The following is a 26,089-nucleotide window of genomic DNA, read 5'->3' as shown; positions in this document are numbered from 1 at the left end:
GCGCCCCGGTCACGCCGGCTCGGTGACCGCTTCGCGGGTCTCACGGGTCTCGGGGTTCTCGCGGGTCTCGTCGGGCTCGCGGGTTCCGTCGGACTCGCGGGCCCCGGGGTTCTCGCGGGGGACGAAGCGGACGTAGCGGCGGCCCTTGCGGAGGCTGACGGCCGGGCGCAGTCCGGCGAGGCGGCCCAGGACGAGGGCGATCGCGACCGCCGCCGCGGCCGAGACGAGGCCGCCCGCGAGGAAGCCGGTGCGGGCACCCCAGGTGTCGGTGATCCAGCCCATGATCGGGCCGCCGATGGGGGTGCCGCCCACGAACACCATCATGAACAGGCTCATCACCCGGCCGCGCATCGCCGGGTCGGAGGCGAGCTGGACGCTGGAGTTCGCGGTGACGTTGAAGGTCAGCCCGGCGAGCCCGATCGGTGCCATGAGCGCGGCGAACAGCCAGTACGAGGGCGACAGCGCGGCGGCGAGTTCCAGCACGCCGAAGGCCAGCGCGGCACCGGCCATCAGCCGCATCCGCGACTGCCCGCGCCGGGCGGCCAGCAGCGCTCCGGCCACCGAGCCGACCGCCATCAGGAAGTTGAGGGTGCCGTAGGTGCCGGCCCCCGCGTCGAACACATCGCTGGTGAAGGCGGTGAGCCAGATGGGGAAGTTGAATCCGAAGGTCCCGATGAAGCCGACGAGCACGATCGGCCACAGCAGTTCCGGATGGCCGCCCACGTAGCGCAGGCCCTCGCGCAACTGGCCCTTGCCGCGCTGCACCCGCTTGCCGGTGTGGAGTTCGGCGCCGCGCATCAGCAGCAGCCCGAGCAGCGGGGCGCCGAAGGACAGGCCGTTGATCAGGAACGCCCAGCCGCCGCCGACCGCGGAGATCAGCACTCCCGCGACGGCCGGGCCGACGAGCCGGGCGCTCTGGAAGTTCGCGGAGTTGAGCGAGACGGCGTTGCGTATCTGGGTGGGGCCGACCATCTCCGAGACGAAGGTCTGCCGGGTGGGGTTGTCCACGACGGTGACCAGACCGAGCGCGAAGGCGAGCACGTAGACGTGCATGACCTGCACGTTTCCGCTGAGTGTGAGCGCTGCCAGCACCAGGCCGATGACGCCCATCGTGGCCTGGGTGACGAACAGCAGCCGGCGCTTGGAGCAGCGGTCGGCGATGACGCCGCCGTAGAGCCCGAACAGCAGCATGGGCAGGAACTGCAGGGCCGTGGTGATGCCGACGGCGGTGGAGGAGCCGGTGAGGCTGTGCACCAGCCAGTCCTGGGCGATGCGCTGCATCCAGGTGCCGGTGTTGGAGACGACCTGGCCCATCGCGAAGAGGCGGTAGTTGCGGATCCGCAGCGAGCTGAACATCGAGGGCTTCACGGGGGCGCCGGGCGCGGGCACGCCGGGCGCCGCGGTGGAGGCCGGAACGCCGGGCGAGGGCGCTGCGCCGGGCGAGGCGGCGGCGGGCGCGGTGCCCCGGCCGCGCGCGGTGTCCTGGTCGAGCGCGTCACGGGCGTCACGGGCGTCATGTACATCGCGGGCGTCACGGGCGTCATGTACATCGCGGGCGTCGCGGGGCTGCTGCGGGGTGGTGTGGTCGGCTGCGGACGGTGCGGGTGCGGAGTCTGCTCCGTGGCCCGTACTCAAAGCGGCGTCGCCTCCTGTTCTGGGTCGTGCTCCTTACAGATGTGCCAGCTTCTCCAGCACCGGCGCGGCGGCGCGCAGCGTCGCCCGGTCCTCCTCGTCCAGCTCCTGGACGAGCTCGGTCAGCCAGGCGTTCCGCTTGGCGCGGGCGGCGGCGAGCATGGATTCGGCCTGCTCGGTCTGGGTGACCACCTTCTGCCGCCGGTCCTCGGGGTGCGCGTCCAGCCGGACCAGGCCCTTGGCCTCCAGCATCGCGACGATGCGGGTCATCGACGGCGGCTGCACATGCTCCTTGCGGGCCAGCTCGCTGGGGGTGGCGGAGCCGCAGCGGGCGAGGGTGCCGAGCACGGACATCTCCGTGGGGCTCAGCGACTCGTCCACGCGCTGGTGCTTGAGCCGCCGGGAGAGCCGCATCACCGCGGCGCGGAGTGCGTTGACGGCTTCCTTGTCGAGCTCGGCGAGGTCCTGTTCGCCCTCGTCGCGCGGCAGGGGCCGGTCCGGCCCGGCGAGCTGGTCGACCGCGCCCGGTGGGGGCCCGTCCGCGTAGCGCGGCGCGGGGAGCTGTTCCGACATGGTCCTTAGCTTAACTCATTACCCGCCCTAAAGACCAAGGGGTTTACCCAGCAGTGGCTCACACGTACGAGTGAGTCCACAGACGTTCGCCGGACAGCGGGCCGGGTCGGTTCGCGACCGTTGTCCTATGAGCAGCCTGACTCCGCCATGCGACAGCGACCATCACGAGCAGCCCGATTCCCAGGTTCTCAGCCTGCGGATAGAGGCCGCACTCTTCGAGCGGCTGAACGATCATGCAGCGAAACGCGGGATGAGCGTCCAGGACTACGTGGTGCGCACGCTCGTCCGCGACGACTTCGACGAGCGCTTCAAGGCGTCCGTCGAACGGACCGAGCAGTTCTACGGCCCCTCGCCGCAGGGCAGCAGGGGCCTCGCCTGAGACCCCTGCCGACGGCGACCACCCTGCCCGGACACCCGGACACCCGGACACCCGGCCGGGACGGCCGACCCGCACTTTCCGGCCCGCGGACACCCGGCTCCCGCGGACACCCGGCCCGCGGGCGTACCGCCCCGGGGGCACGCGCCCGGTCCTACGCGATGCCGAGAAGCTGCTCGATCGGATTCAGCAGGAAGTAGACCAGGAAGCACAGCCCCACCACGTTCAGCAGCCACGGCGTCTCCCGCGCGCGCCCGGCGGCGGCCCGCAGCACGATGAAGGCGATCACGCCCATGCCGATGCCGTTGGTGATGCTGTAGGTGAACGGCATCGAGACGATGGTGAGGAAGGCCGGGATGGCGACGGTGGAGTCGGCCCACTCGATCTCCCGCACATTGGACGCCATGATCAGGAAGCCCACGACCAGCAACGCGGGGGTCGCCGCCTGGGAGGGCACCACCTTCGCGAGCGGGGTGAAGATCAGGGCCAGCAGGAAGAGCCCGCCCGTCAGCACGTTGGCCAGGCCGGTGCGCGCGCCCTCGCCGACCCCGGCGGTGGACTCCACGAAGCAGGTGTTGGCCGAGCAGGAGCCGACCCCGCCGGCGGCCACCCCGACACCGTCCATGAACAGGATGCGTCCCATTCGCGGAAGCTGTCCGTGCGCGCGGTCGTCGGCCAGTCCGCTCTCCTCGCCGACGCCGATGATGGTGCCCATCGCGTCGAAGAAGCCCGACAGCAGCACCGTGAAGACGAAGAGGCAGCCGGTCAGCCACCCCACTTCCTGGAAGCCGCCGAACAGGCTGATCTCGCCGATCAGCCCGAAGTCCGGGCTGCCCACCACCGAGTCCGGCAGCTTCGGCACCGACAGGCCCCAGGCGGCGTCCGGGATGTCGGCCACGGCGTTGATCGCGATGGCGACGACGGCCATGGTCACGATGCCGATGAGGATGGCGCCCCGCGTCTTGCGCACCAGCAGCACGTACATGAGCACCAGGCCCAGCACGAACACCAGCACGGGCCAGCCCTGGAGCTGGCCGCCCGTCCCGAGGCCGAGCGGAACGGTGGTGTCCGCCTCGTCCGGGTTGCGGGAGACGAAGCCGGAGTCGACCAGGCCGATCAGCGAGATGAACAGGCCGATCCCGATGGCGATGGCGCGACGCAGCCCGTTCGGGATGGCATCCATCACCCGCTGCCGGAGACCGGAGGCCACCAGGATCATCAGCACGACCCCGGCGAGCACCACCATGCCCATGGCGTCGGGCCAGCTCATCTTGGGGGCGAGCTGGAGCGCCACGACGGCGTTGATGCCCAGGCCGGCGGCGAGCGCGATGGGCACATTGCCGATGACGCCCATGAGGAGGGTGGTGAGCCCGGCCATCAGCGCGGTGGCCGTCACGAGCTGGCCGTTGTCGAGGTGCTGGTGGAACTTGTCCTCACCGGCCCCGAGGATGATCGGGTTCAGCACGATGATGTAGGCCATCGCGAAGAAGGTGGCAAGTCCGCCCCGGAGCTCGCGGCTGACGGTCGAGCCGCGCTGCGAGATCTGGAAGAAGCGGTCCAGTGCGGACTGGGCGGCGGGCGGGGTTCCCTGCGGGGAGCCCCCGGAATCGACCGGGCTGGCCGAAGCGGACATGCGTGACCTCGGATACGTGCTGGTGCGTGCGGGCGGGCAGGCGGGCGGACTGCAGCCTTTGAATCAGATTGGATAATCCGACGAAAAAATCCGGCCACAAGCAGCCCGGTTCAGTATGAACAACCGAACGGGATGATCGCCAACTCCGGCTGCGGCCTCCCCCCGCCCCCTCGCTAGGCTGGAGCCGGGGAACAGGCGAGAGACGAGGGAGCCAGGGCGATGAGCCTCATGGACAGGTGGACCAACGGCGAGCGCGAGGCGCCCGAGCCGCTCGAGGGCAACGTCACCGCCACCGTCGTCACCGGCACGCTGCTGTGGCTCGCCCTGTTCCTGGTGCAGCTCCCCTTCTACGGCTGGTTCGCCGACCACGACCACACCTGGTGGCTGTGGACCTGCGCCGCCGGTGCCGCCCTGGGCTGTGTGGGGATCTGGTACGTCCGGGCCCGCGAGAAGGCCATCCGCCAAGCAGCGTCCCGGGAGACCCAGGACGGCTGACCCGCTGTGTCCGTCCCCCGCTCGGCAAGGCCGGGTGCCTAGCCTCGGCCACGGGCCCGTGCGCGGACCGGTCACCGCGAGTGGACCGGTCCCCGGCAGCGGGCCGAGGCGTGCCACCGCGACGGACAGGAGGCGGGATGGGTGATCCGGGTGTCGAGGTGCGCCCCGCCGGGCCGGCGGCCGGGTGAGCGCCCGGGTCCGTGGGCAGGGGCTCACCGGCGCCGAGGTGGCGGAACGGATCGCACGCGGGGAGGTCAACGACGTCCCGCCGCGCCACAGCAGGTCGGCCGCCGACATCGTGCGCGCCAACGTCTTCACCCGGTTCAACGCGATCATCGGCGTGCTCTTCCTGATCGTCCTGGCCGTGGGACCGATCCAGGACAGCCTCTTCGGCTTCGTGATCATCGCCAACACCGGCATCGGCATCGTCCAGGAGCTGCGGGCCAAGCGGACCCTGGAGAGTCTCGCCGTCCTCGGTGAGACCCGGCCCCGCGTGCGGCGCGACGGCCGCAGCACCGAGGTCCCCACCGAGCGGATCGTCCTCGGCGACCTGGTGGAGCTGCGGACCGGCGACAAGTGCGTGGTCGACGGCGAACTGGCGGAGGCCGACGGCCTGGAGGTGGACGAGTCGCTGCTCACCGGGGAGGCCGACCCGGTGCTCAAACACCCCGGCGACCAGGTGATGTCCGGCAGCTTCGTGGTCGCGGGCAGCGGCGCGTTCACCGCGACCGAGGTGGGAGGCGCGGCGTACGCGGCCCGGCTCGCCGAGGAGGCCAGCCGCTTCACCCTGGTCCGCTCCGAACTGCGCGGCGGCATCAGCACCCTGCTGAAGTACATCACCTGGATGATGGTCCCGGCCGCGATCGGACTGATCCTCAGTCAGCTCGTGGTCGAGCACAGCGACCCCGAGGAGGCCATCCGCCGCATGGTGGCCGGCATCGTGCCGATGGTGCCCGAGGGGCTGGTGCTGCTGACCTCCGTGGCCTTCGCCATCGGCGTCGTCCGGCTGGGCCGCAAGCACTGCCTGATCCAGGAGCTGCCCGCCATCGAGGGCCTGGCGCGGGTGAGCGTCGTCTGCCTGGACAAGACCGGCACCCTCACCGAGGGCGGCATGGACGTCGCGGAGGTGCGGCCGCTGGACGGGACCGACTCCGCACGGATCGCCCAGGTGCTGCGGGCCCTCGGCGGCGCCGAACCGCACCCGAACGCCAGCCTCCGGGCGATCGTCGAGGCGTATCCACCGCTGCCGGACGGCGCCGGAAGCTGGCGAACCACCGCCACCCTGCCCTTCTCCTCGGCACGCAAGTACAGCGGCGCCGCCTTCGCCGAACCCGGTGGAGAGCACAGCACCTGGCTGCTGGGGGCACCCGACGTACTGCTCGCGGACGGCGACCGGGCGCTCGCCGAAGCGGCCCGACTGGACCGGCAGGGCCTGCGGGTGCTGCTGCTGGCCCGGACACCCGGCGGGCCGGAGGGAGCGGCGGGACCGGACGGGCCGGACGGACCGGACGGGCCGGACGGGCCGGACGGGCCGGACGGGCCGGACGGGCCGGACGGGCCGGACGGGCCGGACGGGCCGAAGGGAGCGGCGGGACCCGGCGGGCTGGAGGCGGCGGACGGCGGCCCGCCCGAAGTCCGGCCCGCCGCGCTCGTCGTCCTCGAACAGCGGCTGCGCCCGGACGCCGCCGCGACACTCGGCTACTTCGCCGAGCAGCACGTGGCCACCAAGGTGATCTCCGGCGACAACGCGGTCTCGGTGGGCGCCGTCGCCGCGAAGCTGGGCCTGCCCCGGGCCGAACTCCCCCTCGACGCCCGCGCGCTGCCCGCGGACCGGCCCGAGCGGGCCCGGCAGGTGGCCGACGGCACCGTCTTCGGCCGGGTCAGCCCGCAGCAGAAGCAGGAGATGGTCGGCGACCTCCAGGCGGCCGGGCACACCGTGGCGATGACCGGGGACGGCGTCAACGACGTACTCGCGCTCAAGGACGCCGACATCGGCGTGTGCATGGGCTCGGGCTCGGAGGCGACCAAGGCCGTCGCCCAGATCGTGCTGCTGGACGACAGCTTCGCCACCCTGCCGTCGGTGGTCGCCGAGGGCCGCCGCGTCATCGGCAACATCGAGCGGGTCGCCACCCTGTTCCTCACCAAGACCGTCTACTCGGTCCTGCTGGCGCTGCTGGTCGTCTGCTGGCAGGTCCCCTACCCGTTCCTGCCCCGCCATCTGACCCTGCTGTCCTCGCTCACCATCGGCATCCCCGCCTTCTTCCTGGCCCTGGCGCCCAACCGGGAGCGCGCCAGGCCGCACTTCGTGCGGCGCGTGCTGCACTACGCGCTGCCGTCCGGACTCATCGCGAGCGCGGCCACCTTCGGCACCTATCTGCTGGCGCGGCACCACTACAGCGGGCCGGGCTCGCTGACCGCCGAGACCAGCGCGGCGACGCTGACGCTGTTCCTGGTCGCCATGTGGGTGCTGGCCATCGTGGCGCGGCCCTGGACCTGGTGGCGGGTGGTGCTGGTGCTGACGATGGGGGCGGCCTTCCTGGCCGTCCTGGCCGCACCGCCGCTGCAGCGCTTCTTCGCACTGCACCTGGTCGGTGCGGCGGTGCCCTGGACGGCGGTGGCGGTGGCCGCGCTGGCCGGTGTCCTGCTGGAGGTGGCGTGGCGCCGGGTGGCCGCGGCACTCCCCGGGTGAGGCGCCCCGCAGCTCTCCGGCCGGGACGCCCCGCGGTGCCCGCGGCCCTCCGGCCTCGGCCCGGGCCCGGGCCGCCCGGGTCAGCGCCGCGCCCGCGGGGTTCAGGACGGGCGGGCGCGGCACGCCGCCGGGCTCACGGCGCGCTGTCGGCCAGCCGGGTGCGCCCCTGCGCACGGGCGCAGTGCGCACAGCAGTAGTAGTGCCCCTCCGACTCCATGCCGTGCCCCAGGATGCGGCAGCCGCAGTTCTCGCACACGGGCGCCATCTTGTGCGCCGCGCACTCCAGGCAGTCGAAGACGTGCACCTGCCCCGCCGCACGGACTTCGAACGTGTGCGGGTAGTCGTTGTCGCAGACCTCGCAGACGGGCATGGGCTCTCCTTGGATCGGGTGCGGAAGCGAGCACATCGTTACCCCGCGAACCGCACCCCGGACCCCGTCTCAGTCGGCCGGGCGCACCCGTTGGAGGGGCGCACCGCACCACGACCACGGCTGCCGGAGGCCGCGGGCCGTCCGGCAGTCGGCGCGGTGCTCAGTCGAACCAGCGCGCCGCCGCGAGTTCCGCCGCCCGCTCGGGGTCCTCCAGCAGGGCGGTGACCTCGAACCGGCGGGGCCAGGCCCCGGCCGCCCAGGCCAGCGCGGAGGCCAGCCCCTCCAGAGTGGCCGCGTGCAGGGTGCCGTCGGGGGTGCGGCGCCAGTCCAGTTCGACGCCCGCGATCCGCAGCTCCTCGTGCTCGCGGTAGTGCTCCGGGGCGCCGGGCAGCAGCTCCCGTACGGCGGCGGGCACCTCGCGCTCGGTCCCCGCCTCCTCAGGTACCAGCCCGGCGGCCGCCTCCCCCGCCGACCGCACCTCCAGGAGCGCGGCCAGCTCCGCGGCGTACTGCGGCGCCACCGGCAGCAGCGGCCGCTCCCCCACCAGGGGGAGGGCGTCGGGCGCGTCCGCGACCAGCGCCTCGGCCGCGTCCACGACGACGGTGCCGCCCGCGCGCACCGCGCGCAGCTCCTCGGGCAGCGTGACCTCGGCGGGGTCCAGGCCCGCGGCGGCCAGCAGGGTGTGCAGCCCGTGGAGTTGGGCCGGGTCGACGGGACAGGCCGGGTCGGCCAACGCGCGCAGCAGCTCCGCCGGGCCGCCCGGCTCCGCGAGCAGGGCCGCGGCCGTCGTGCGGACGCCGAGCGCGCGCAGCACCCGCTCGTCGGTGACCTCCCCCGGGTCGGCCTCCTCGTACAGGCCGCGCAGCAGCGGATCGCCCCCGGCAGCGCGCAGCCCGGCCGGGCGGCGGCCGTCCAGGACCGGGTGGCCGCGCAGCCACCAGGCGGTGTACGGGCGGACGTCGGTGACCGTGCCGTCGCCCAGCCGCACCCGCACCGGGGCCGTCAGCGCGTCCCGCAGCGGCGGCCGGGCCAGCATCGCCAGGGCCTCGGGCCAGTGCGCGTCGTCCACCAGGTCCAGGTCGCGCACCGCGAGGAACTCGACCGCGACCGGCGGCACCGCCGGCGCGGCGTCACCGCCGTCCGCCGCCACCTGGTCCAGTACGTCCTCGCACCACACGTCCACGGCGTCCAGCAGCCCGGGGTCGTCCGGCTCCGGGTAGTCGCCCTCGCGGGGTTCGAAGCCGTCCGGGTCGAGCACCACGTCCTCGGCCCGCACCAGCGCGAAGTCCGCCTGGACCCCGACCGCCGTCAGCGGCTGCTCGCCCCAGCGCTCGGCGAGCTGTGCGTCGCACGCGGCCAGTTCGCCCTCGCGCAGCACCCGTGCGAACGCGGACCCGGGGTAGACCAGTTCGGCGGCGGGCGCGGGCTCGCCGTCCTCGTCGGGCAGGGCGAGCGCGCCCAGCCACGGCTCGTCGCCGGGCGCGAGGTGCGCGTCGCGGACGAGGCCGAGGACGGTCTCGGCGAGTTCCCCGGGATCCGGACCGGTGGCTTCCGCTCCGTCGTCCCACGCCTCCTCCGCCTCCAGCGAGCCGGCGACGGCGGCCCGCACCTGCGGGGTCGTCAGCACGGCCCGCGGGGTGGCGGGCGTGGCGCCCAGCTTCTCCAGCAGCGGGTGCACGGCGTCCGGGTGGGCGGCCTTCAACCCGAGCCGGGCCAGCCTCTCGGGAGGCACGGCGCCGTCCGGCTGCGGCAGCAGCACATGCCGCGGCCCGACCGCCGTGCGGCCGTCGGCCAGCGGCACCGGCAGCCCGGTCAGCCGCTCGGGGTCGACACCCGCGAGCGAGCTGTAGAGCCGCCACCACCAGTCCGGCTCCCGCTCGACACCGGTGAGCCGGTCCACGGCCTCGCCCAGCGGGACGCGCGGGACCTCCAGCACCCGCAGCTCGGTGCGGCGTTCGAGTCCGGCGGGCAGCAGTCCGGGGAACAGCTCGGCCAGCACCTCGACCGTCGCCGCGCCCGCGCCCTCGACGATCTCGGCGTCGCGGGGGCGCAGCGCGTACGGCTCGTCCGGGCCGGGAGCCTCCTCCAGCCCCTCCCCGGGCTCCTCCCCGGCGCCGCCGCGGGAGACGGCGCTCGCCAGGAACGGGACCTCCGGGAGCCGCTCCAGCACCAGCGCGCGCAGCTCGCCGTCCAACTCGCCCGCGCCCAGCGGCCCGGGCACCAGGTCCACGGTGCTGGTGGCCACCGGCCGCCAGTCGCGCAGCAGCGCGGCGTAGGCGTCGGCGGCGCGGGCCAGCAGGAAGCGGGTCAGCGGGCCGGGCGCCACATGGCGCCGGGTGGGCTCCAGCGGGAAGGAGGCCAGCAGCAGCGCCGGGAAGCCCAGCGGCTCGTCGGTGGGGGTCGGCGCGTGCAGGCACGCGGCGGTGCGCGGCTTGCGGGGCGCGCCCTCGGCGTCCACCGGCACCGCCCAGGTCACCGTCCAGCCGGGCCGGGCCCGCTCCTCCACCGGCCGGTCGGCCAGCAGCTCGGGCCCGGCCAGGCCGCTGTCGCCCGCCAGCCGCCACCGGGTGGCGCCTACGGCGGAGTCCTCGATCCGGACGTAGGGACCCTCCTGATGCCGGGTCAGGGTGCGGACCGGGCCGTCGCCGGTCTCGATGACGACCTCGGCGAGCCCGGGCAGTGCCAGCAGCAGCGCGTCGTCCACGGCGGCCAGCAGCCGCCGGGTCAGCGACTCGGCCGCCTCGTCCCGCAGCGGGAGCAGGACGGCGGTGTCGTAGCCCACCGGGACGACGGAGGCGTCGTACGGGGCGGGCAGCGGCAGCCGCAGCAGCGGCACCTGCCCCTCGCGCCGGTCGAGTTCGGCCGCGAGTCCGGGTTCGGCGGCGGCCGCCTGCCGGGTCAGCTCGCGTGCCTCGGCCAGCGACCAGCGCACGCCCTCGGCGGCGTCCGGCGCGGCGGCGCGGGTGACGACGGCGGGTTCGTCGCTGACCGCGAGTACGGCGGAGAAGCCGACACCGAAGCGGCCCACCGCGCCCTCGTCGGCGGTGTCCCGCTTGGCGGAGGCGCGCAGCGTCGAGAGCGACTCGACGCCCGCGGCGTCCAGCGGCTGCCCGGTGTTGGCGGCGATCAGCGTGCCGTCCGCCAGGACCAGCCGGAGCCGGCCGTCCGCTCCGGCACGGGCCGCGGCGTCCGCGGCGTTCTGCGCCAGTTCCACGACCAGCCGGTCCCGGTAGCCGCCCAGCGCCAGGTCCTGCTCGGCGTTGGCGTCCTCCCGGAACCGGGCCGCGGACGCCGTCCACGCGTCCAGCACGCTCCGGCGCAACCCCTCGGTTCCGAACGTGTCCCTCACGCCACCGGCCTCCTCGGCACTCGCATCCCGTCCCCTTGTCCCGCTCCCCCGCTCGCGGAGGGGCGGGCGGACCCGCCGCCCCCAGCGGCGAGAGGGAAGGTTACGGCACGCGGGCGCGGGCCCCGCTCCGCGTCAGCACTCCGGCCGCAGCCGCGGAGCTGCGGGAGACCGGCCGTCGGCCCGGCTGCCGACCGGCTGCCGACGGTGGTCCGGGAACGGCCCGGCACCGGCCCGGCCCCACGCCCGGGGACCGTACGGCGGAGCGGCGAGGGCCTGCCTCAGCCCTGCTCCCGCCGGGCGGGCGCGGACTCCTCCGGGGACGGGTCCGACTCACGGCCCAGACCGAAGGGGTCGCTCACGGTCTCGTCGACGACAGGGGGCGGCGGCTGGGGGGTGCGAGGCATGACAGCCGCCTCAGAGTGGCCGCCGCAGCCGAAGGCGAGGGAGACGACGTGGCCGTCGGCGGGGCTGTACTCGTTGGCGCAGACTCCGAACGCCTGCCGCAGCGAGCCCGCCAGCGGCACCAGGAAACCGCAGCTCACACAGTTGGCGGGGGCCGCCTGCGCCATCGGTGTCTTGGGGCCGTAGGACTCCTCCCAGCGGTCGGCCGCCGCGTGCAGCCCGTACCGGGAGAGCACCCGCGGGCGCTCCATGCCGATCTCCTCGGCGACCCCGCCGATGGTGGCGCGGAAAGGGCCCCGCGCTTCGGGCTGCTCGTCGGCGACGGGCGAGTCGGGCGGCGGCTCGTCCGCACCCGAGTAGCCGGGCTCCAGCCTCAGATCCTCGGCGTCGGTCGGCAACAGGTCGCCGGGGCCCAGGTCGCCGGGGCGCAGCCGCTCGCTCCAGGGCACCCACTCCGGGGCCAGCAGCGCGTCCGGGCCCGGCATCAGGACGGACTCGTCGACGGTGACGTTCTTGGCACGGGAGGCCCGCGCCACGGTCACCGCCCAGCGCCAGCCCCGGTAGCCGGGTTCCCGCGCCTCGAAGAGGTGGGTGACCACCCGGTCCGCGCCCGGGTCGGCGACGGCCTCCAGCCACGGCCCGACGGAACCGGGCGCCGCCGCTTCCTCGGCCGCGGCCCTGGCCTGCTCCACGGCCTCGGCACACAGTCTGTCGGGGGCGCGCCGGCTCCGCGCGCCACGGCTCGTACTCCGCGTCGCGGCACTCATGCAGCACTCACAAGAATCGTCTCTCCTACGCCGTCGCGCCGTTGTCGGCGTGCGCTGCCCGTACGGCCACGAGTGGAGGGGCGGGGTCGGGGACGGAGCGGCACCGGATGGCCGCTGCGACGTCCGCGCCCGCGCTCAAAGGCCCTACGGTGCGCACCGTTCACCCACGCTACCCCACGGGGTCACCCGAACAATCCGCAGCCAGCCTTCCCCGCACGCACCGGGGACGGCCACAGGAGCCGGGAGCGGCCCGGAAGCGGACCGCAGCCGGGCCGGGAGGCGGCCGGGAGGAAGGGGAGAAGCAGTGAGAAAGGGGGAACTGAACGGCGTGTTTCGGGGCACACTGACGGCGTGCCTGTCGACAAGCCCGGCAAACCCCGCACACGCGGCGAACCCAGCGTCATGGGACGGGCGGCGCGCGCGCTGCGCCGCCCCCCGGCCGCGCTGGCCCGCCGCGTCCGGAGCGCCACGCACGCGGAGGGCGCGGGTGAATCCGGACTCGGCAAACTGATCGAACTGCACGCGGTCAACTCCGCGGGCGACATGCTCATCACCGTGGCGCTCGCCTCCACCGTCTTCTTCTCGGTCCCCACCGGCGAGGCCCGCGGACGGGTGGCGCTGTACCTGGCGGTGACGATGGCGCCGTTCGCGCTCCTCGCACCGGTGATCGGCCCGCTGCTGGACCGCGTCCCGCACGGGCGGCGCGCCGCGATGGCCGCGGCGATGCTGGCCAGGGCCCTGCTGGCGCTGACCATGGCGGGCGCCGTGGCGACCGGCGGGCTGGAGCTCTATCCGGCGGCGCTGGGGGTGCTGGTCTCCTCCAAGGCGTACGGGGTCATCCGCTCCGCCGTGGTGCCGCGGCTGCTCCCCCCGCGGATCTCCCTGGTCAAGGCCAACTCCCGGGTGACACTGGCCGGGTTGCTCGCCACCGGTCTGGCGGCACCGGCCGGCGCCGGGCTGCATCTGCTGGGCGAGCGGTGGCCGCTGTACGCCGCCTGCGCGGTGTTCCTCGCCGGGACCTTCCTGTCCTTCTCGCTCGCCCCCAAGGTCGACTCCGCGAAGGGCGAACGCCCGGCGCGGCTGGCCCCCGCGGCCGCGGTACTGCCCGTGCCCGGCGGCGCACCGGGGGGACACCGGTCCCCGGCACAGCTACCGCCCGGCCCTGAGCAGTCCGGCCCGGAGCAGCCCGCCGCAGAGCGGCCCGGCCAGGAGCGACCCGGTTCGGAGCGGTCGGAGCGGTCGGAGCGGTCCGGTTCGGAGCAGCGGTCGCGTCCCGGGCTGCGCACCGTCGGCGCCTCGGTGCTCAGCGCCCTGTTCGCGAACTCCGCGCTGCGCGCCCTCTCGGGGTTCCTCACCTTCTTCCTCGCCTTCCTGCTCCGCGAGCACCCGTTCGACGGACTCGGAGCCGCCGTCTCGCTCGGCCTGGCCGGGGTCGCGGCGGGCGGCGGCAACGCGCTGGGTACCGCCATCGGCGCCTGGCTGCGGGCCCGCGGCCCCGAGGTGATCATCACCTGCGTACTGTTCTGCGCCCTCGCGGCAGCGGTCGCCGCCGCCGCGCTGTACGGCACCGTCACGGTGACGCTCCTCGCCGCCACCGCCGGGATCGTGCAGGCCCTCGGCAAACTGTCGCTGGACGCGCTCATCCAGCGCGACGTCCCCGAGGAGGTCCGCACCTCGGCCTTCGCCCGCTCCGAGACGCTGATGCAGATGTCCTGGGTCGTCGGCGGCGCGCTGGCCATGGCGCTGCCGCTGGTCGGATGGCTGGGGATGACGGTCGCGGCCGCCGTGGTCGCCACCGGGGTGCTCACCGCCGTCCGCGGACTGCTGGGCGCGGCCCGGCGCGGAGCGGCCCGCCCGCGGGTCGCCTGACGCACCCGGCGCGCCGTTCCGGAGGGGCGCCGGACCCGGACCGGGCCGGAAGCCGCCCCGCCCCGTCCGGAAGGTGCCCGGCGCCCGCGCCCGGACACGCCGTCCGCACGACGCGCGCGGCACGCCGTACCCCCACGTCGCACAGCGGTACGGGCCCGATAGCCTGCCCGCATGAGCAAGCTCGCGCGGCAGGGCCGCATGTCGTCACAGTCGCCGCGGGGTGTACGCACCGCCGCCGCCCTCGGTGCCGCCTCGCTCGGCCTCGTCGCCCTCAGCGGGTGCGAGCAGCCGCGCCCGATGGCCACCGCGACGGTCGGCGGTGACTCGGTCTCCGCCGAGGCCTCCTGCTACAACGACGGGAAGACCATCCCGAAGGACGAGCTGCGCAAGTGCCTGAGCGAGGCACCCAGCAAGACGATCTCCGTCGACGCGGCCGAGAAGGTCCGGCTCGGCGTTCCCCCGGAGACGGCCGACGCCGGCTGGCAGATCTTCGCCGACGGCGAGCCGATGCTCTCCGAGACGCTGAAGAAGACCTACTACTCCTTCGTCGGCGAGGTGTTCTTCCAGCCGCGGTCCCAGCAGCCGGGTGAGAAGCCCTCGGGCCCGAAGAAGAGCATCAATCTGACCCTGGTGCAGACCTCCGGCGGCGACTTCAAGGGCGTCTGGCACTTCACCCTGAAGAACACGGCGGGCGAGTAGGCGGCCGTCCCCGCCCGACCGCCCCGGAAGGCCACCGAAGCCGCTCCGGGGCGCGGCTCACGGCGATCCATCCACCCAGGAGGCGGTGCAGTGCTGTCGGCGTTGTCGGCGTACCGGCGTGTGCTGGTGGTCGCGGCGGTCCCGGCGGAACGCGAGGCCGTCCTCGCCGCCACCGGGGACGCCCCGCAGCTCGACGTGCTCGCCGGCGGGGTGGGCCCGGCCGCGGCCGCTGCGGCGACCGCGACCGCGCTGGTGACCGCCGCCGAACGGGCGCACCCCTACGACCTGGTGGTGTCCACCGGTATCGGCGGCGGCTTCGCCGCGAACGGCGTGCAGGTCGGTGACACCGTGCTCGCCGACCGCATCGTCGCAGCCGACCTGGGCGCCCGGACCCCGGACGGCTTCGCCTCGGTGGCGGAGCTGGGGTTCGGCACCGCCGAGCACACCCCGCCCCCGCATCCGGTGCGGGCTGCGGCCGAGGCGACCGGGGCCCGCACCGGTGCCGTGCTCAGCGTCTCCACGGTCACCGGCACCCGGGAGCGCACCGAGGAGCTGCTGGCCCGGCATCCGGACGCGGCCGCGGAAGCGATGGAGGGCTTCGGCGTCGCACAGGCCGCGGCGGCGCACGCGGCGGCCCGCGGCACCGCGCTGCCGGTGCTCGAACTCCGTACCGTCTCCAACGCCGTCGGCCCCCGGGACCGGGCGGCCTGGCGCATCCCGGACGCGCTGGCGGCGCTCACCGCCGCATTCGGCAAGCTGGTCGCCTAGCACCGCACCGCAGCACTCCCGGCACCGCCCAGGCCGGCTCCCGGCACCGCACAGAAGGGCTTCCCCATGGACACGAACGCCACAGCAGCGCCGCTCTCCCTCGCCTTCTCGCCCTGCCCCAACGACACGTTCGTCTTCGACGCCTGGGTGCACGGGCGGGTGCCGGACGCGATGCCGCCCGAGGTGACGTTCGCGGACATCGACGTCACCAACGGCATGGCCGAGCGGGGCGAGCTGGACGCGCTGAAGGTCTCCTACGCGGTCCTGCCCTGGGTGTTGGAGGAGTACGCGCTGCTGCCCTGCGGCGGGGCGCTGGGCCGGGGCTGCGGGCCGCTCGTGCTCACCCGGCCCGGAGCCGCGGGCGGCGGCACGGCGGACGACGACGCAGTGGGCGACGGCGCGGTGGGCGCCGCGACGCTGAGCGGCAGACGGGTGGCGGTGCCGAGCGAGCGGTCGACGGCGTATCTGCTCTTCCGGCTGTGGGCCGCGGCCGAGGTGCCCGGCGGCGTGGGCGAGATCGTGGTGCTGCCGTTCCACGAGATCATGCCCGCGGTGCGGGACGGCAAGGTGGACGCGGGCCTGGTCATCCACGAGGCCCGGTTCACCTACCAGGACTACGGGCTGCACAGCCTCGCCGACCTGGGCGAGCACTGGGAGGCCACGACCGGGCTGCCGATCCCGCTGGGCGCGATCATCGCGAAGCGGTCGCTGGGCGCGCCGACGCTGCGCGCGCTGGCCGCGACGATCAGCGCCTCGGTGCGGGCGGCCTGGCAGGACCCCGCCGCCTCCCGGCCGTATGTGCTGGAGCACGCGCAGGAGATGGACCCGGCGGTGGCCGAGCAGCACATCGGCCTGTACGTCAACGAGTTCACCGCGGAACTGGGCCCGGACGGCTACGCCGCCGTGCGCGGGCTGCTCGAACGGGCAGCGGCCGAAGGCCTCGTACCGTCCGTGGCACCGGAGGCACTGGCCTTCCCGTGAAGCGGTTCGGCGGGACGGTGCCGCGGAGCGGTCCCAGGCCGTTCCGCGCTCCCAGGCCGTTCCGCGGAGCCAGGCCGTTCCGTGGGGCCAGGCCGCGAAGCCGACGCGGGCCGGGCGCGGGGTCCGCGCCCGGCAGGTCCCCGCACGGGACCGTCCGGGGCCGCCGGGTCAGACGTCGAGCTGGTCGGCGACCGCGCGCAGCATGCCCGCGATCTTCCGGCCGTGCTGCTTGTCGGGGTAGCGGCCGCGCTCCAGCGACTGCGAGACGCCGTCCAGCAGCGTCGTCAGGTCCTGCACGATGGAGGCCAGTTCGTCCGGCTTGCGGCGCTGCGCCGCCGCCACGGAGGGTGCCGGGTCCAGCAGGGTGACGGAGAGCGCCTGGTCGCCGCGCTGCCCGGCGACGACGCCGAACTCCACCCGCTGACCCGGTTTGAGCACCTCGACGCCGTCCGGGAGCACCGACGAGTGCACGAAGACGTCGTCGCCGTCGTCGCGGGAGAGAAAGCCGAAGCCCTTCTCGCTGTTGAACCACTTGACCTTGCCGGTAGGCACGTCTGTCCTCGTCCTCGTACTCGTCCGGATGCACCGGGCTGCGGCTGCTGGAAACTGGCTGGTCCTGCTGCGTCGGGGCGGTGTCCACGCCCCGAGATCTTCCCCGTACCCGACCCCCGATCCCCCGGAACAGCAGTCGGGCGGGCCGTAGGACCCGCCGCCACCAAGGTTAATGGCCCGGGGCACCGTGGCAAGGTGCCACCGGAGGCGGGGTGCCGTCGGGTGGCTCCCGGCCGGGATGGCTCCGGGCGGCCCGAGTGCCCGCTGGGTGGGCACTCGCTCCCGGACCTACCCTGTGTGGGTGAACACTGAAACTCCGGCCGCCGGTGATCTTCTCGTGCGTATCGGCGGAATCGTCTTTCTCGTCGGCGCGGTGGCCACCCTGGTCACGGTCGCCCCGCTGTTCCTGGGCACCGACCCGTTCCCGGCGCCCGCGTACTTCGTCTGCATGCTGATGGGCCTCGGGTTCCTGCTGGCGGCCGCCGGGGTGGTACGCACTGCGGTCGCACAGCGGCGCCGGGCCGCACGGCACGTCTGACACCGCGGGGGCATACCGCACGGCACCTCCGACATCGGCACACCGATCGGCACACCGCCGGGCGGCGGCAGCGCGCCGGGCCGCGTCAGCTCAGGTGCCCGGCGCCCGAGGGGTGCGGCGATCGGCCGCCGGGCGCCTCCCCGCGGGTGAACGCGGCGAGCCAGGACGGGAAGCCCCTCAGGTCCGGCAGCACCACGTCGGCGCCCGCCGCGGCCAGCTCGGCCTCGGGGCAGGGCCCGGTGGCGACCGCCACGGACCGCGCGCCCGCCGTCCGCGCGCCCCGCACATCGCCCACGTGGTCGCCCACATAGGCGGCGGCCCCGTGCGCGGTCAGCGCCTCCGCCTTGCCCTCCGCCCACAGCTCGCCGACCAGCACGTCGGGGGCGAGGCCGAGGTGGTCCAGGTGCAGCGCGGCGCTGGGCCGGTGCTTGGCGGTGACGACCAGCGTGCGCCCGCCCGCGGCCCGTACGGCGTCGAGCGCCGCGCGGGCGCCCGGCAGCGCGGTGGTCGGCGCGATGGCGTGGTCCGGGTAGAGGGCGCGGTAGCGCGCCGCCATCGCCGGGATCTCCTCCTCGGGGAACCAGTACGCCAGCTCCTGGGCGAGCGGCGGGCCGAGCCGGGTGACGACCAGGTCCGCGTCGATGCGCACGCCCGTCTCGGCCGCCAGCCGCCGCCAGGTGGCGTGGATGCCGGGGCGGGAGTCGATCAGCGTCATGTCGAGATCGAAGCCCACGGTGGGGCCGGTCCCGGTGTGCGGCGGCGCCGGGGCGGGTGGCGGGACGGGCGTATCCATACGGTCATTGTGCCCGGCGCGCGGCCCCGCGCTCGGACCCGCCCCTCGTCCACGACTGCCCGACCCCGGCCCTCGGGGGGGGGCGGCGCGGCCGGGTCCGTCCGACGCGGCGCCGGCCGTGGCCTGCCGGCCGGCGGCTCACGGCCCGCGGCTCACGGCCGATGACTCACGGCCGACGACTCACGACGAGGCAGGGGACTTGCTGGCCGTGGTGACCTGGCAGGAGTAGACGAACCGCTGGTTGTTGGAGTACGAGGCGTGCACCGAGACCGTGCGGTCGGCAGCGCCGCGCACCGTCACGGTCTTGAAGCTGGTGCCGACGGTGCGGGTCGCGATCGTGGAGCTGGGCGAGGAGCCCACCTTGAACCGGACGCTGAAGCTGTAGCGGAACGCCTGGTCTGCGGAGGCGTTCTGGATCTTCACCTGGTAGGTGATCCGGCCGCTCGACCGGGAGTAGTCGCAGCTCTCGCCGTCGACCTCGCCGATCGCGCTCGGGTTGTAGGTCGGCGGCGCGGACACGGTGGGCGTGGGGCTGCTGCCGCCGGTCAGGCCACCGGAGTCGGACCCGCTGCCGGAGCCTCCGCTGTAGCCGCCGCCCGAGCTGAGTCCGGGGCTGCCGGAGGGCGAGGGGAACGAGGGCGCGGACGGCGCCGACGGCACGTCGTCCAGATCCCCCAGGCCGCCGAACGCCTTGTCCTTCGGGTCGTCGGCGCAGCCCGCGAGGACGGCCGTACAGGCAAGGACGAGACTGGCGGCGCCGATGGCGCGGCGTGTACGCATGTGATCCCCCGGTGTGCGTGAGCGCGTGGACTGGACAGCCCCGTCCAAGCTTGTACTGGAACACCGTGCTGCCGTCATGGCCGTTGCGAGTTCATGACAGTCTCGGTGCACTGGGGCGGAAGAGTAACCGACGGGGAACGCCTCGGGCTCTCCTGCCGCCCAGGGACTTCCGCGCCCGGGCACCTTGGGTATTTTGGGCGTTCAGAGCTCAGCTCGGCCGACGCTTCACACACGTCGGCCGACGCTTCACACACGGGGGAACGATGAGTCAGCCCTGGCCGCCGCAACAGCCCATGCAGCCGATGCCGCCCGCGCCGTCCATGCAGCCGATGCAACCCATGCAGCCCGGCTATCCGTACCACCCCGGCGGGCCCGGCTTCCCGCCGCAGCGCAGCGGCAGCGGGGTCAAGGCGTTCCTGTTCGGCTGGCTCATCTCCGGCGCCGGAGCGACGGTGTTCGCCGTGCTGCTCCTCGCCAGCTACGAGGACCTCTCGAAGGTCGGCCTGCGGATCATGTACGTGGTCTTCGCGCTGGGGCTCGCCCTGCTCGTGGGCGGCGTGGCCGGCAAGGTGGGCGGGCCCAACCCCGCCGCGTACGTGGTCCCGTCCCTGTTCGCCATGGCCGCGGTCTTCCTGGGCACCACCAACGGCTTCGTGTTCGTGATCCTCAACGCGGGCGGCAGCGAGGTGTTCGAGTCGATGATGGAGAACGAGCCCGGCGCCCCGGCCGAGTTCTGGTGGAAGGGCCTCAAGGGCGGCATCGCGCTGCTCGGGCTCGCCGCCGCCGGGGGCGGCACCTTCGGGATGGCGTCCCTCGTCGGCCGGCGCCGCTGAACGGCCCGCCGCGCGCACACGTCCCCGAACCGCGGGCCGCCCCACCTCCGGAACGCCCCCGCGGGCGGCCGGGGTGGTGCTGGCAACACCCCACCGCCGGGTCCCAGCGCCCTCGTACGCCGCCTCCCCCGCTGGTTGCCTGATCTCCGGGCGGGCGACGGACCCGCCGGACGGCCGACTCGGGCGGCCGCAGGACAAGGGGGACGGACGATGCGCATCCGTACACGGACGACTCGCAGGGGGACCGCCGCGCTGACGGCGGCGGTACTCGTCGGGCTTGCCGGGGCCCAGTACGCGGATGCCGCCGGCACCGGGGACGGGCCGGACCGGCGGCACGGCGGCGACCGGCCGGGCACCAGCCGCACAGTGCTGCGGCACGACGTGGCGGCCGTCCGCACGGCGGGCGGCGGCAAGGTCAAGGTGCTGGCCGAGGTGCGCGACGGCCGCACCAGGGTGCGGGCCCGCGCCGGTTCCGGCAGGCCCGTACCGTGGAACGCCCGCTTCCGCGCGGCCAGCACCACCAAGACCTTCACCTCCGTGGTCCTGCTCCAACTCGCCGACGAGGGGAAGCTGTCGCTGGACGACACGGTGGAGAAGTGGCTGCCGGGCACGGTCGCGGGGAACGGCAACGACGGGTCCCGGATCACGGTCCGCGACCTGCTGCGGCAGACGAGCGGGCTGTACGACTACGTCGAGGATCCGGAACTGGCCGGGGTGCTGCGGGACTTCGACACCCACCGCTACGACGCCACCCCGGCGGCCTCCTACGTGGCCGTCGCGATGCGCCACCGGCCACTGTTCACCCCGCGCCCCGGCGGCACCCCGCGCTGGGCGTACTCGAACACCAACTACCTGCTGGCCGGGCTGATCGCCGAGAAGGCGGGCGGGCTCCCCTGGCGGGAGCAGGTCGAGCACCGCGTGATCGCGCCGCTGGGTCTCCGCGGCACCCGGGTCACCGGTGCGAACCCGTTCCTGCCGGGCCCGCACACCCGGGTCACCCTGCCGATTCCGGGCAAGGACGGCAAGCCGCTCGACGTGACCGAGCACAGCCTCCAGAACGGCGCCGACTCCGCCGTCATCAGCACCACCCGGGACCTCGACACCTTCTTCCGTGCCCTGATGACCGGCAAGCTGCTGCCCCGGGACCGGCTCGCCCAGATGAAGGAGACGGTGGAGCGGACCGACGACCCCGAGGACCGCGCCGCCTGGCCCGAGGGCGGCTACGGCCTGGGCCTGCGCGACAACCCGCTCTCCTGCGGGGGACGTTACCGGCACCACGAGGGCGACGGCTTCGGCTCCTACACCCGCACCGGGGTCACCGAGGACGGCCGCCGCGCGGTCACCGTCTCGATCACCAGCAACGGCGGCCTCCCCGACCAGGAACGGCTCAACACCGCCACCCGGAAGCTGGTCGACCACGCCCTGTGCGGCACGGACGGCTGACCGACGGCGCGGTCACCCCGCGGGGCGGCTGTCCTGCTCCGCGGGCCAGGGCAGCCGCCCCGCAGGCTCGGCCCTCCGCGCCCGGCGCGCGGGGCTCTCACTCCGGTACCGACCGCCGGGCGCGCCACACCAGATAGAGGGCACTGGCCACCGCCGCCAGGCGCAGCAGCACCGGAAAGGCGTCACCGATCGCACCGCTCAGGGCCTCGCTGCCCTCGGCGAGCGGTTCGCCCCACCGGCCGTCAGCGCGGCCCCACAGCCACACCCCCGTACCGGCCACCACCAGGCCGGGCATGCCCAGAGCAGCCCACTTGCCCTCGTTGCCGCTCAGCTTGGGCGACCACCAGGCCGCCAGCCATCCCAGGGCCAGCGGGATCAGGGAACCGAGCACGGCGCCCGCCACCAGCAGCACCACAGCGGCCCACTCGACCACTCCGCCCCGCCCGGGGCCGCCCTTGCCGCGCAGCCGCCGCCCCAGCAGCACGGCCACGCCCAGCCCGGGAGTGGTCGCCGGAGCCGGCTCGGCGGGCGGAGCACCCTGCGGGGCCACCGGGACCTGCCCGGCCGGCGCGGGCGCGCCCGGCGCCTCCGGGGCGTCCCCCGGCGGGGGCTTGAGGACCTCCGGCAGTTCGATCCCGCCGACGAAGCCGGGCACCGGCTCCCCGGCCGCCACGGCGTTGGTGCCGCCGGGACCGGTGCCGAACGGGCTGGGGTCGACCCGCCACCAGTCGGGGTCGGAGTCCTCGGGACCCAGTTCGTCGAGGCTCGCGAGGTGCGGCGAGGAGGCGCCGAACGCGGCGGTGGGGGTTCCGCCGCCGGTGCGCTGGGCGGGCAGCGAGGGCGCCGACGGCTCCGCTCCGGAGGTCCGCGGCACCTGCGGGCCCGCGCCGCTCCCGCCGTCCGCCGCCGCCTCGGACGGCGTCGGCGCCGCGGGCCGGGGGACCTCACCGCCGTTCGCGGAGGCCACCACGTCCTCGGGGCGGCCGAACCGGTCCAGGATCTTCCGCACGGCGGCCTTGGTCACCGCGCCGCCCTCCGCGGCCCGCGCCCGGTCGATCTCGCCGCGCAAACCGCCGACGAGCTTGGCCCGTTCGGCAGCGGTCATCCGCGTACTGTGCGCCAGGTCCCCGACCCGGCTCAGATAGTCGAAGACAAGCTGATCGCTCTCGATCCCCACCAAGTCCCCGCAGCCCACTAGCCCTTCAAGCCTTCCAGCCCTCCGCACAGACGGTACCGCGCGAACCCGCCCGGAAGGGAGTACCGACCGGTGCGGCGCCCGCCGTTCGGCGGAACGTCCCGCTCCGGTCCGAGGACGCGTTTCCGGGCGCCCGCAGCCCGCACTCCGGCAGCGGTGCCCCGCCTGGCGGCCACCGCGCAGCGCCCCGGCACCCCCGGCGCCCCTCAGCACGTCGCACCCCGGGTACCCGGTCGGCGGAGCCGCGGCGGAACGGGCGCTTCTGGGGCGACACGCGAAGGGGCGCGCCCCGGGAGGCGACACGCGAAGGGGCGCGCCCCCGGAGGGGACTCCGGGGCGGGACTCCGCGCTCCGGGAGCGACCCGCCGAGGGGCGCTCCGGGACGGGTGCCGGGCGGGCGCTCGAGGCAGGGGTGCCGCCGCGTGCCGCTACCGTGGGGAGGATGAGCAGTGAGCACAACGGGGGCTCTTCCTCACAGCCGGACGCAGCTCCGGGAGCGTCAGCGTCGTCCGGGCCCCGCACCCTCGCGGAGGACCTCCGCGCACGGGACGACAGCGCGCTCGCCGCGCTGCTGCGTGCCCGCCCCGACCTCCTCTCCCCCGTTCCGGGCGACCTCACCCAGCTCGCCACCCGGGCGGGTACCCGCGCCTCCGTCGTCCGCGCGTTGGAGCACCTGGACCGGTTCACGCTGCAGACGGCCGAAGCGCTGGCGGTAGCCCCCGGCGCTACCCCGCCGCACGGGGCGGTGCCCCAGGAGGGCGCGGCCGCGGCCGAGGCGGCGCTGGCCCGGCTGCTCCCCGGCGCGGAGGCGGCCGCACGGCTGCGCCCGGCGCTCGCCGAGCTGCGGGCCCGCGCCCTGGTGTGGGGCCCTCCGGAGCGGCCGCGGCTCGTCCGCACCGCACGGGAACTGCTCACCTCGCCCTCCCCCACCGGCCTGGGACCCACGCTCGCGGAGGCGGTGGCGGCGGCCGGACCGGCCAAGCCCGCGCCCTCCCGACTGCAGGAGATGCTGGCCGCGGCGGGACTGCCGGGCACGCACGACCCGGTCAGCGCGCTGGCCGCGCTGACGGCGCTGTTCGACGACCCCGACCGGATGACCGAGCTGCTCGCCGGGGCCCCCGAGGGGGCCGAGGCAGTGCTGCGGAAGCTGGAGTGGGGGCCGCCCTACGGCACGATCGACCTGGAGGCACCGCCACCGTCGGTCCGCTGGCTGCTGGACCGCGCCCTGCTGGTGCCGACCGGCGCCGAGCCGGGCGGCGGCTCCGGGGCGCCCGGCAGTGTCGTCCTGCCCCGGGAGGTCGCCCTGCACCTGCGCGGCGGCCGGGCGCACCGGGTGCTGGAGCCGACCGCGCCGCAGGTCGAGGTGGCGCGCACCTACGAGCCGACGACCGTGGACGCCACGGCGGCCGGGCAGGCGATGACCGCGGTGGCGACCGTCGAGGAGCTGTTGGGGCTCTGGGAGGCGGAGCCGCCGCCGGTGCTGCGCGCGGGCGGACTGGGCGTCCGCGACCTGAAGCGGACCGCCGCCGCGCTGGATGTGTCCGAACCGGCTGCCGCGGGCTGGATCGAGCTGGCGTACGTGGCCGGGCTGGTGGCCTCGGACGACGAGGCCGACGAGGTGTACGCGCCGACCCCCGCCTACGACGAGTGGCTCCGCGCCGCGCCCGCCGAGCGGTGGGCGGCACTCGCCGCGGCCTGGTACGCGGCGACCCGCACGGCCGGGCTGGTGGGCGAGCGGGACCCGCGGGGCCGGAACCTGGCGCCACTGGGGCCCGGACTGGACCGCGGCCCCGCCCCCGAGGTGCGGCAGCGCGCCCTCGCGCGGCTCGCCGAGCTGGCGCCCGGATCGGCCCCGGACCGGGACACGCTGCGCGACCGGCTGCGCTGGGAACGCCCTCTGCTCGGCAACCGGGCGGCGGCCCGCGCGGCCCAGCCCGCCGGACAGCCGTCGGGGCAGCCACCGGGGCAGCCTCCGGGGGCGGCGGCGGCCGGAGCGGGCGAGGGCGACGGCGGCCGGCAGTTGCGGTCCCGGCTGCTGGACTGGGCCCTGGACGAGGCGGAGACCCTGGGGGTGACCGGCCGGGGCGCCCTCGCCTCCTACGTACGCCCCCTGCTGGTCGCGGAACAGGACGGCGGGGCGGCGCACCGCGCGCCCGGAGCCACCGACGAGGCCGTACGGGCCGTCGCCGCGAAGCTCGCCCCGCACCTCCCCGAACCCCTGACCGAGGTCCTGCTGCAGGCGGACCTGACCGCCGTGGCGCCCGGGCCGCTGGAGCGCGAGCTGGCGGCGTTCCTGGCCGTGCTGGCGGACGTGGAGTCCAAGGGCGGCGCCACGGTCTACCGCTTCACGCCCGGTTCGGTGCGCCGCGCCCTGGACACCGGACGCACCGCCGCCGACCTGCACACCTTCCTCGCCCAGCACTCCAGTACGCCGGTGCCACAACCGCTGACCTACCTGGTCGACGACGTGGCCCGCCGCCACGGACAGGTCCGGGTGGGGGCCGCCTCCTCGTACGTACGCTGCGACGACGACGCCCTGCTCACCGAACTCCTCGCCGACCGCCGCTCGGCACCGCTGCGGCTGCGCAGGCTCGCCCCCACGGTGCTGGCCTCGCCCGCGCCGCCGGACCAGCTCCTGGCCAGACTGCGGGAGGCGGGATACGCACCCGCGGCCGAGTCCGCCGAGGGCGATGTGCTCCTGGCGCGCCCGGACGCGCACCGCGCACCGCCCCGCACCCCGCCCGAGCCGGTGCCGGAGGGCCCGCCCCCGCCCGACGGGTCGCTGCTGGCGGCCGCCGTCCGCGCCGTCCGGGCCGGCGACCACGCCGCCACCCTGGCCCACAAGCCGAAGGCCCCCACCACCGCACCGCCCGAGGGCGGCCCGCCACGCACGGTCATGGCCGAGACCCTCGCCACGATGCAGTCCGCCACCCTCTCCGGCACCCCGGTGTGGATCGGCTACGTCAACGCCGACGGCGCCGCCTCGCAGCGCGTCATCGCCCCCGTGAAGGTCGAGGGCGGCTTCGTCACCGGCTACGACCACACCGCGGAGGAGGTCCGCACCTACCCCCTGCACCGCATCACCGGTGTCGCGGAGGTGGCGGAGGGCTGACCGCCACTCGGCGGCGGGGCAGGGGCCGGCACGGGCTTCCCGCGTCCGGCGGGTGAGGCCGCGTCCGGCGGGTGAGGTGCGCAGCACAGGCGGGTGAGGTGCGCCGCACAGTGGGACCGGACCGTGGCCGGGCTGAGCCCCATGGACGTTCGGCCCGCAGAACCGGAACGTCGAAAGGGTGACGCGTGAACGGTGGCCCTGATCGTGCAGGCGATCAAGTGCGGTACACATACTAAGCTC

The 26,089-nt window shown here is 75.2% G+C and carries 21 protein-coding genes; 11 read left to right on the top strand and 10 right to left on the bottom strand.

Features of this window, described 5'->3' with window-relative positions; translation table 11 throughout:
* Positions 1 to 9: 9 nt before the first annotated feature.
* Positions 10 to 1,635: an MFS transporter gene (locus ACFYNS_RS15060; protein ID WP_360291784.1), complete on the bottom strand. Its 1,626-nt coding sequence runs from the start codon at positions 1,633 to 1,635 to the stop codon at positions 10 to 12.
* A 33-nt stretch (positions 1,636 to 1,668) separates the two neighbouring features.
* Positions 1,669 to 2,046, bottom strand: a complete 378-nt coding sequence (locus ACFYNS_RS15055; protein WP_051019546.1) for a MarR family winged helix-turn-helix transcriptional regulator — start codon at positions 2,044 to 2,046, stop codon at positions 1,669 to 1,671.
* Positions 2,047 to 2,332: 286 nt separating this feature from the next.
* Between ACFYNS_RS15055 and ACFYNS_RS15050 the strand changes: the two genes are divergently transcribed.
* A complete protein-coding gene (locus ACFYNS_RS15050) occupies positions 2,333 to 2,584 on the top strand; it encodes a hypothetical protein (protein ID WP_360291781.1) in 252 nt (83 codons plus the stop codon).
* A 151-nt stretch (positions 2,585 to 2,735) separates the two neighbouring features.
* Here ACFYNS_RS15050 and ACFYNS_RS15045 read toward each other — a convergent pair whose 3' ends face one another.
* Positions 2,736 to 4,214 carry an NCS2 family permease gene (locus tag ACFYNS_RS15045; protein ID WP_360291778.1) on the bottom strand — a complete coding sequence of 493 codons (1,479 nt, stop codon included), beginning with the start codon at positions 4,212 to 4,214 and terminating at the stop codon, positions 2,736 to 2,738.
* A gap of 219 nt (positions 4,215 to 4,433) precedes the next feature.
* Between ACFYNS_RS15045 and ACFYNS_RS15040 the strand changes: the two genes are divergently transcribed.
* Positions 4,434 to 4,709, top strand: coding sequence for a DUF2530 domain-containing protein (locus ACFYNS_RS15040; protein WP_360291775.1), 276 nt, complete (start codon positions 4,434 to 4,436; stop codon positions 4,707 to 4,709).
* A gap of 184 nt (positions 4,710 to 4,893) precedes the next feature.
* Positions 4,894 to 7,398, top strand: a complete 2,505-nt coding sequence (locus ACFYNS_RS15035; protein WP_388603105.1) for an HAD-IC family P-type ATPase — start codon at positions 4,894 to 4,896, stop codon at positions 7,396 to 7,398.
* Between the two features lie 133 nt (positions 7,399 to 7,531).
* Here the strand turns inward: ACFYNS_RS15035 and ACFYNS_RS15030 are convergent, their stop codons facing one another.
* From ACFYNS_RS15030 to ACFYNS_RS15020, 3 genes are all read right to left on the bottom strand, one after another.
* Positions 7,532 to 7,768, bottom strand: coding sequence for a hypothetical protein (locus tag ACFYNS_RS15030; RefSeq protein ID WP_360301118.1), 237 nt, complete (start codon positions 7,766 to 7,768; stop codon positions 7,532 to 7,534).
* A 160-nt stretch (positions 7,769 to 7,928) separates the two neighbouring features.
* Complete coding sequence (locus tag ACFYNS_RS15025; RefSeq protein WP_388603102.1) at positions 7,929 to 11,117, bottom strand: sacsin N-terminal ATP-binding-like domain-containing protein; 3,189 nt, start codon at positions 11,115 to 11,117, stop codon at positions 7,929 to 7,931.
* A 278-nt stretch (positions 11,118 to 11,395) separates the two neighbouring features.
* Complete coding sequence (locus ACFYNS_RS15020) at positions 11,396 to 12,286, bottom strand: DUF3027 domain-containing protein (protein ID WP_360301124.1); 891 nt, start codon at positions 12,284 to 12,286, stop codon at positions 11,396 to 11,398.
* A gap of 402 nt (positions 12,287 to 12,688) precedes the next feature.
* On the opposite strand from ACFYNS_RS15020, the gene ACFYNS_RS15015 reads away from it, so the two are divergent.
* The 4 genes from ACFYNS_RS15015 to ACFYNS_RS15000 all read left to right on the top strand — a co-directional run bounded on the left by ACFYNS_RS15015 (position 12,689) and on the right by ACFYNS_RS15000 (position 16,603).
* A complete protein-coding gene (locus ACFYNS_RS15015; RefSeq protein ID WP_388603269.1) occupies positions 12,689 to 14,155 on the top strand; it encodes an MFS transporter in 1,467 nt (488 codons plus the stop codon).
* Between the two features lie 171 nt (positions 14,156 to 14,326).
* Positions 14,327 to 14,854, top strand: a complete 528-nt coding sequence (locus ACFYNS_RS15010; protein WP_360301127.1) for a DUF2771 domain-containing protein — start codon at positions 14,327 to 14,329, stop codon at positions 14,852 to 14,854.
* 90 nt (positions 14,855 to 14,944) lie between these two features.
* A complete protein-coding gene (locus tag ACFYNS_RS15005) occupies positions 14,945 to 15,622 on the top strand; it encodes a futalosine hydrolase (RefSeq protein ID WP_360301130.1) in 678 nt (225 codons plus the stop codon).
* Between the two features lie 66 nt (positions 15,623 to 15,688).
* Entirely contained in the window at positions 15,689 to 16,603 is a 915-nt protein-coding gene (locus ACFYNS_RS15000; RefSeq protein WP_388603097.1) for a 1,4-dihydroxy-6-naphthoate synthase, read from the top strand.
* A gap of 168 nt (positions 16,604 to 16,771) precedes the next feature.
* Here ACFYNS_RS15000 and ACFYNS_RS14995 read toward each other — a convergent pair whose 3' ends face one another.
* Positions 16,772 to 17,155, bottom strand: a complete 384-nt coding sequence (locus ACFYNS_RS14995; RefSeq protein ID WP_388603094.1) for a cold-shock protein — start codon at positions 17,153 to 17,155, stop codon at positions 16,772 to 16,774.
* Positions 17,156 to 17,456: 301 nt separating this feature from the next.
* On the opposite strand from ACFYNS_RS14995, the gene ACFYNS_RS14990 reads away from it, so the two are divergent.
* Positions 17,457 to 17,693 (top strand): hypothetical protein, encoded by a 237-nt coding sequence (locus tag ACFYNS_RS14990; RefSeq protein ID WP_360301137.1) that lies wholly within the window; start codon positions 17,457 to 17,459, stop codon positions 17,691 to 17,693.
* An 85-nt stretch (positions 17,694 to 17,778) separates the two neighbouring features.
* Here the strand turns inward: ACFYNS_RS14990 and ACFYNS_RS14985 are convergent, their stop codons facing one another.
* Positions 17,779 to 18,486, bottom strand: coding sequence for an HAD family hydrolase (locus tag ACFYNS_RS14985; RefSeq protein WP_388603091.1), 708 nt, complete (start codon positions 18,484 to 18,486; stop codon positions 17,779 to 17,781).
* Positions 18,487 to 18,666: 180 nt separating this feature from the next.
* Positions 18,667 to 19,266, bottom strand: a complete 600-nt coding sequence (locus tag ACFYNS_RS14980) for a hypothetical protein (protein ID WP_360300101.1) — start codon at positions 19,264 to 19,266, stop codon at positions 18,667 to 18,669.
* A gap of 263 nt (positions 19,267 to 19,529) precedes the next feature.
* On the opposite strand from ACFYNS_RS14980, the gene ACFYNS_RS14975 reads away from it, so the two are divergent.
* Both ACFYNS_RS14975 and ACFYNS_RS14970 read left to right on the top strand, forming a co-directional pair.
* Entirely contained in the window at positions 19,530 to 20,099 is a 570-nt protein-coding gene (locus tag ACFYNS_RS14975) for a hypothetical protein (protein ID WP_360300104.1), read from the top strand.
* Positions 20,100 to 20,309: 210 nt separating this feature from the next.
* Positions 20,310 to 21,542 carry a serine hydrolase domain-containing protein gene (locus ACFYNS_RS14970; protein ID WP_388603088.1) on the top strand — a complete coding sequence of 411 codons (1,233 nt, stop codon included), beginning with the start codon at positions 20,310 to 20,312 and terminating at the stop codon, positions 21,540 to 21,542.
* 97 nt (positions 21,543 to 21,639) lie between these two features.
* On the opposite strand, the gene ACFYNS_RS14965 is transcribed toward ACFYNS_RS14970, so the two are convergent.
* Entirely contained in the window at positions 21,640 to 22,719 is a 1,080-nt protein-coding gene (locus ACFYNS_RS14965; protein WP_388603086.1) for a hypothetical protein, read from the bottom strand.
* A 460-nt stretch (positions 22,720 to 23,179) separates the two neighbouring features.
* Here ACFYNS_RS14965 and ACFYNS_RS14960 point away from each other — a divergent pair, with 460 nt between their 5' ends.
* Complete coding sequence (locus tag ACFYNS_RS14960) at positions 23,180 to 25,849, top strand: helicase-associated domain-containing protein (RefSeq protein WP_388603084.1); 2,670 nt, start codon at positions 23,180 to 23,182, stop codon at positions 25,847 to 25,849.
* Positions 25,850 to 26,089: the final 240 nt, after the last annotated feature.

The organism is Streptomyces sp. NPDC006925 (genome assembly GCF_042869575.1).
Taxonomy (GTDB): Bacteria; Actinomycetota; Actinomycetes; order Streptomycetales; family Streptomycetaceae; genus Streptomyces.
The sequence above is the reverse complement of the archived record's forward strand: the minus strand, read 5'-3'. Positions and strand labels throughout refer to the sequence as shown.